The sequence below is a fragment of the Streptomyces hyaluromycini genome, assembly GCF_002217755.1.
Classification (GTDB): domain Bacteria; phylum Actinomycetota; class Actinomycetes; order Streptomycetales; family Streptomycetaceae; genus Streptomyces; species Streptomyces hyaluromycini.
Window position 1 is genome coordinate 47,326 of sequence record NZ_BCFL01000044.1, and the last position, 6,214, is coordinate 53,539.

The 6,214-nt window shown below is 67.0% G+C and carries 6 protein-coding genes and 1 pseudogene; 6 read left to right on the top strand and 1 reads right to left on the bottom strand.

The genetic code is table 11. The features are described 5' to 3' along the window. Positions 1-163: 163 nt before the first annotated feature. Entirely contained in the window at positions 164-1,033 is an 870-nt protein-coding gene (locus SSP29_RS50485; protein WP_245883601.1) for a DNA polymerase Y family protein, read from the top strand. A gap of 164 nt (positions 1,034-1,197) precedes the next feature. Here the strand turns inward: SSP29_RS50485 and SSP29_RS50490 are convergent, their stop codons facing one another. After that, positions 1,198-1,557 (bottom strand): hypothetical protein, encoded by a 360-nt coding sequence (locus SSP29_RS50490; protein ID WP_145969086.1) that lies wholly within the window; start codon positions 1,555-1,557, stop codon positions 1,198-1,200. 176 nt (positions 1,558-1,733) lie between these two features. Between SSP29_RS50490 and SSP29_RS59040 the strand changes: the two genes are divergently transcribed. The 5 genes and pseudogenes from SSP29_RS59040 (at position 1,734) to SSP29_RS50515 (ending at position 5,938) form a co-directional block, all read left to right on the top strand. Then, positions 1,734-1,877 carry a DUF6207 family protein gene (locus tag SSP29_RS59040; RefSeq protein ID WP_167450207.1) on the top strand — a complete coding sequence of 48 codons (144 nt, stop codon included), beginning with the start codon at positions 1,734-1,736 and terminating at the stop codon, positions 1,875-1,877. Positions 1,878-2,038: 161 nt separating this feature from the next. Next, positions 2,039-3,671: pseudogene (gene istA, locus SSP29_RS58190) on the top strand (IS21 family transposase). Positions 3,672-3,682: 11 nt separating this feature from the next. Then, positions 3,683-4,477 (top strand): IS21-like element helper ATPase IstB, encoded by a 795-nt coding sequence (gene istB / locus SSP29_RS50505; RefSeq protein ID WP_089107778.1) that lies wholly within the window; start codon positions 3,683-3,685, stop codon positions 4,475-4,477. A gap of 48 nt (positions 4,478-4,525) precedes the next feature. Beyond that, on the top strand, positions 4,526-5,221 hold the full coding sequence (locus tag SSP29_RS50510) for a chloramphenicol phosphotransferase CPT family protein (protein WP_150136528.1): 696 nt from the start codon (positions 4,526-4,528) through the stop codon (positions 5,219-5,221). Positions 5,222-5,293: 72 nt separating this feature from the next. Further along, entirely contained in the window at positions 5,294-5,938 is a 645-nt protein-coding gene (locus tag SSP29_RS50515) for a class I SAM-dependent DNA methyltransferase (RefSeq protein WP_089107780.1), read from the top strand. The last annotated feature ends 276 nt before the right edge of the window (positions 5,939-6,214 follow it).

Genomic DNA, 6,214 nt, shown 5'->3' on the forward strand with positions numbered 1-6,214 from the left:
TGATGGTCGGTCTCGGAGCGTTGGACGAGACGCTCGTACACGTCATGGACCTACACAAACGGGTGACGGAACGCCTGCGAGAACTGCCGCTCTGAGACACCGAACTCCGCCTAAGCGGGGTTCGCTTCTGTACTGGAAGCGCGACGCCCGGGCCCTGACCGAGGTGGTCCAGCTGCGCGCACTCGCCCACCTCGGCCTGCACAGTTCCGCGGGGTGCGCGGGCAACCGGATGCTCGCCGCCATGGCCTGCGCCCTCACCCCACCGGACCGGCGCACCATCATCGACGACTCCCCCGCGGCGATCACCGCGTTCCTGTCACGCCGGCCCGTACGGGAACTGCCCGGCGTGGGCACGAAGACGGCCGCGACGCTCGCCGAGTACGGCCTGCACACCGTCGGCGACGTCGCCGCCGTCCCCCAGCTCACCCTGCAACGCCTCCTCGGCGCACGCGCCGGCCGCGCCCTCCACGAACACGCCCACGGCCGCGACACCCAGATCGTCGACCCCACCCCGACACCGGCGAGCATCAGCACGGAATACCGCTTCGTCCGCGACGAACTCGACCCGGCCGCTCACCGCCGCGCCCTTCTCGCCCTGGCCGAAGACCTCGGCACCCAGCTGCGTGCCGCCGACCAGATCACCTCGGGACTGACCTGCACCATCCACTACGCCGACCACAGCGCGACCCGGCGCAGCCGCACCCTGCCGGAGGCCACCCAGCACACCGTGCTCCTGGCCCGTACCGCATACGCGGTCTACGCATCACTCGGTCTTCAACGAGCTCGGGTCCGCGGTATCGCGTTGCGCGCCGATGCCCTTCGGCCCGACGACCGAGCCACTCGACAACTCACCCTCGACGCGGACGACGACAAACCCCTCGCGATCGAAACCGTCGCCGACCGGGCCCGCGCACGATACGGCCGCCAGATGCTCTACCCCGCCACCCTGGCTGTCAGCACCCGTCCCCCGTCTGCTCGGCATCCGGACGGAGACACGCACACAGAAGACGCGCGTGGACGTCGTGCGACATAAGCGCGACAGCAGCGGGGCGAGGGCGAGCGTCCCTTTTACCGAGGAGCGTGGAAGTCGACCGGCCGATCTGTCCCCTGGACGCGATCACGGACGGGGCCACACCCGCGCCGACTACTTCCAGGCCGCCAATAACGTGCTCGAAGTCCTCGTATCGCACGGGGTTCTCAGGCCAGAGGCAGTTGACCGAGCGGTCGCCCCCGGTCAGTCTGCATGTCCAGCAGAGCGGCAACATCCGGATCCCGAGTGAAGACGGGGCCGTCCCAGTACGCCGGGACCGCCACCGGCGTGAGGAACACCTCGGCACCGTGGACCCGCGCGGTGTCGAAGAGGACCTGCAGCACCTGCACACCCGCCAGGTTGAGCGTGCCGAGGCGGGCACACCACGTCTGAGTCTCCGGGTCGTACGAGGCGATCGTGCGGAGCCTGTCGAGTTGCTCCTGCCATTGGGCATCGGCGGCCCGCGCAGTCTGGATAGTGGCCTCCAACACCCACGCACCGTCAAGGGAGTTCGGCGAAGCGGTCATGTAAGGGACGATAGACGTCGGCACTGACAACTCGCTCGGTCGGGTGAGTATGTCGATGGGCAGCAGCACCGGGTGTCGCCCAGTTCCGGGAACGCTCCTCGTCCGTCGTGTCAGCGAGTTCCGTCAACGCCCCGTCCATCGCAGCCGCGCGGAGCCGGTCAGAAGGGTTAACAGAATTGACCGACATCGAGGATCCAGCATCCGCGGCGTCACTGACAGACGTCGAACCGATCCAAGACGTGTACCTGTCCGAACCCGGCCTGCTCGTCATTGAGGTGGCGGGCCTGGACGACGCCTCTGTCTTCGCGTTCAGGACGTGATCGCCAAGACATGGGTGGCTCTGAACGGCTTCTCTGGCCCCAGAGGAACGAGTCCGGTGGCCCCACGGGTTTGATCGGGAAATGAGTGTCCGTCAGAAGTGGCCCCAGGGGCGGTCTTGTGGTGGGAGCATCGTTGTGCTTCCGACAGTCAGGGGGCCTGGATGGACGGCCCGAGATCCAAAGTTGAGCTTTTCGCGGCGATTCGCCGGGACTCGCGTACGGAGAAGCTGTCGATCCATGAACTCTCCCGCCGCTACGGAGTGCACCGGCGGCTGGTCCGTGAGGCTCTGACGTCGCCGTGGCCCACTGCTCGTAAGCCGATGCCGCCACGGGTGTCGGTCCTGGACCCGTACAAACATCTGATCGACGCGATCCTGCGTGCCGACCTGGACGCTCCGCGCAAGCAGCGTCACACGGCCAAGCGCGTCTTCGACCGGCTGGTGGACGAGCACGGCATGGACAACGTCTCCTATGGACGGGTCCGGGACTACATCAGGCGCCGCAAGCCCGAGATCTGGGTCGAGGAGGGCCGCGGCCCGCCCGCTGTGTTCATTCCGCAGACCCACCGGCCCGGCGAAGAGGCCGAGGTCGACTTCGGCGACGTCTACATCACCCTCAACGGCGTGCGCACCCTGTGTTACCTGTTCGTCTTCCGGCTGTCCTTCTCCGGCCGTCCACCGCATCTTCGTCTCACAGGGGCAGGAAGCCTTCTTCGAAGGCCATCTCCACGCGTTTGAAGTGCTGGGAGGCGTGCCGCGCGGGAAGGTCCGCTGCGACAACCTCACCTCTGCGGTCGCCCGGGTCCTCGGCTTCAACCGCGCCCGGGTGGAGACCGACCGCTGGACGGCCTTCCGTTCCTGGGCCGGCCTGGAGGTCTTCTATTGTCGGCCGGGCATTGACGGCGCCCACGAGAAGGGTGGCGTCGAAGGCGAGGTCGGACGGTTCCGCCGCAACCACCTGGTCCCCGTCCCCGACGTCACCAGCCTGGCTGATCTCAACTCCCAGGTCGATGCCTGGGACCGGCAGGACGACCAGCGCCGGATCGGCGAGCGCCCGCGCACCGTCGGAGAGTACTTCGCCATCGAGAAGCCCCTGCTGCAGCCGCTGCCCGAGGATCACTTCGAGACTGGCAGGCTCCTGACCCCGAGAGTGGACCGCTACGCGCAGATCACCGTGCGCATGAATCACTACTCGGTACCGGTACGGCTGATCGGCCGCCAGGTCCGTGTCCTGCTGCACGCCTGCGAACTGGTGGTCTACGACGGCCGCACCGAAGTCGCCCGGCACGAGCGGCTGGCCACTCGCGGCGGCAGCCGCCTGGACCTGGACCACTACTTGGAAGGGCTGCTGCGCAAGCCGGGTGCGTTGCCGGGGGCAACTGCGCTGGACCAGGCCCGGGCGGCGGGGAAGTTCACCCCGGTGCACGACGCCTGGTGGGAGGCCACCAGCCTCGCGCACGGTGACGCCGCCGGCACTCGCGCGTTGATTGAAGTCCTGCTGCTGCACCGGCATATGAGCCACCATCATGTCGTCGCCGGGATCGCCGCTGCTCTGCAAGCCGGGGCCCTGACCTCGGATGCTGTTGCTCTGGAAGCACGCCGGGCCGCCGAACGGGAGGGCTCCGGCGAGGCCGGCCCGGACACGGCACTCGGGCGGATCGTTTCCCCGGTGATCTCGCTGACCGAACGCCGCCTGGCCGCGCTGCCGCCCGACTCGCGTCCGCTGCCGTCGGTGGCCGCCTACGACCAGCTCCTGCGTCACACCCAGCCGTCAGCCGGCCGTCCCACCAGTTAAGGAGTCCCGCCATGAGCGTCACCCGTCACCGTGGCCTGACCGAACCGGCTGCCGACGCGGCCATCGACGCGGCTTGCCGCAACCTGCGGCTGCCCACGATGCGCGGCCAGTTCTTCGAGCTCGCCGACGCCGCAGCCCGCGACCAAATGACCTACCGCGGGTTCCTGGCCGAGCTGCTGATGGCCGAATGCGACGACCGCAACCGCCGCCGTTCCGAGCGCCGGATCAAAGCCGCGGGCTTCCCCCGCGAGAAGGCACTGCGCACCTTCGAGTTCGACGCGAACCCCGCCATCGACCCGGCTGCCATCCATACCCTGGCTTCATGCGAGTGGGTCCGCAAAGGGCTGCCCCTGTGTCTGATCGGCGACTCAGGCACCGGCAAGTCGCACTTGCTGATCTCGCTGGGCACCGAGGCCGCGATGGCCGGCTTCCGGGTCAGGTACGTCCTGGCCACCAAGCTCGTCAACGAGCTCGTCGAGGCCGCCGACGAGAAACTGCTGACCAAGACGATCGCCCGTTACGGACGGGTCGATCTTCTCTGTATTGACGAGCTGGGCTACATGGAGCTGGACCGGCGGGGAGCCGAGCTGCTGTTCCAGGTGCTGACCGAGCGTGAGGAGAAGAACAGTGTGGCGATCGCCTCCAACGAGTCGTTCTCCTCGTGGACCAAGACATTCACCGACCCCCGGCTCTGCGCGGCCATCGTGGACCGCCTTACCTTCGGCGGCAACATCATCGAGACAGGCAGCGATTCCTACCGCCTCGCCCACACCAAAGCCCGTCAACAGGCCATCGCAGCTTCTTAATCGGCCACCGAAGGGGCGCCCATACGCGCCGACGACCGAGCATGCATCATGATCGGATACCGGCAGCGCACAGAGCGGGGGAAGATGATGGTTGCTCCGGCAGAAGCTGAATCCCACCAGGTTGCGGGCTCGGCGAGAGCTTCGCAGCCATCCGGCGGACTGATCATCTTCCTGAACGGCACATCCAGTTCGGGGAAGTCGAGTATCGCCAAGGAGCTCCTCCCGGTCCTGGACGACACGTATTTCCACATGCCGGTGGACGCCTTCCACGCCATGCGGGCGCGGCGGGACATCGCACCGGACGAAGTGCCCGCCATGCTCAGGCGCACCTGGATGGGCTTCCACCGCGCGGTCGCCGGCATGGCCGCGGGCGGCAACAACATCGTGGTCGACCACGTCCTGAGCGAGCAGTGGCGTCTACTCGACTGCGTCGCCCTGTTCACCCCCGAAGACGTGGTCCTGGTCGGAGTGCACTGCCCCTTGCCGGAGCTCGCGCGGCGGGAGCAAGAGCGCGGGGACCGTCCACCAGGGCTGGCCGCGCGCCAGATTACCCAGGTCCATGCCCACGGCCTCTACGACATCGAGTGCGACACGAGCACCGCCAGTCCGGCCGACTGCGCTCAACGGATCAAGAACTTCCTACCACATCGTCCGACCCCCACAGCATTCGAGAAACTGAGGGCGAACCCCCCGGCCGATCAGCCACTGTCCCGTCTCGAAGGATCTGGCCTCCGTTTCAAGTGACCTGGTCTGATGCGTCGTTGCTCTCAGTTGATCCGGTTCGTCATCCTGATCACTGCACTACTCTGTCGAGCCATGAACGCGGACCGCTGGTTGGCAGACACCCGGACCTCCTACGACACCGTCGCGGTCAGCTATGCCGACCAAATACGCGAAGCTCTGGCCGGGGCGCCGTATCTTCGGGCGGCTCTGGCGCTGTTCGCCGACTTGGTGCACACCGCTGGCGGTGGGCCGGTGGCGGACGTGGGCTGCGGACCTGGACACGTCACCGCTCACCTGCACGAGCTGGGTGTGGACGCTTTCGGCATCGACCTTTCCTCCGTGATGATCGACGTGGCTCGGCGTGACCACCCCCACCTGCGGTTCGAGGTGGGCTCGATGACCGACCTCGACCTCGCCGATGCTTCGGTCGTCGGCCTGCTCGCAATTTGGTCGTTGATTCACGTCCCCGACGAAGCAGTACCCACGGTCTTCGACCACTTCCGGCGCGTGTTGCGTCCCGGCGGACCACTACTGCTCGGCTTTCACGTCGGCGACGAGTCGAGGCTGAAGACGCAGGGCTACGGCGGCCACCCGATGAACGTCCACGTTCACCGCCGCCAGCCTGACCAAGTGGCGGCCTGGCTACGCGATGCCGGGTTCACCGTCGAGGCCCGAATGCTGATCGACCCCGACGAAAGCGTTCCAGGTGCGGTCCTCTTCGCGCGCCGTCAGTCCTAGCCACGTCAGCAGTCCAGTTGCAGCGACGATGCTGCCGTCGCCGCTCTCTTCCAACTGCTTGACGAGTTCCTGGAAGTACGTGACAGGCGCGATGGCCCGCTCAAGGGTCGTGTCCCTCGTCGTGGTGTTGGGGATCAACTGACGGGTGGGGCCAAAATACTTGTTCAAATCACGCCCCAATAATAGCTACCTGGGGCCGCAGGACCCGTTCCTCTGGGGCCAACTGACACGTTCGAAGCCACATGGGCAACGGCAACCATCGAACGGACCACGCGA

Bases quoted from the DNA above. Each gene is read 5' to 3' on its own strand.
- istB (WP_089107778.1), top strand. From the start codon at position 3,683: ATGAGCGTCACCCGTCACCGTGGCCTGACCGAACCGGCTGCCGACGCG.
- SSP29_RS50490 (WP_145969086.1), bottom strand. From the start codon at position 1,557: ATGACCGCTTCGCCGAACTCCCTTGACGGTGCGTGGGTGTTGGAGGCC.
- SSP29_RS50510 (WP_150136528.1), top strand. From the start codon at position 4,526: ATGATCGGATACCGGCAGCGCACAGAGCGGGGGAAGATGATGGTTGCT.
- SSP29_RS50515 (WP_089107780.1), top strand. From the start codon at position 5,294: ATGAACGCGGACCGCTGGTTGGCAGACACCCGGACCTCCTACGACACC.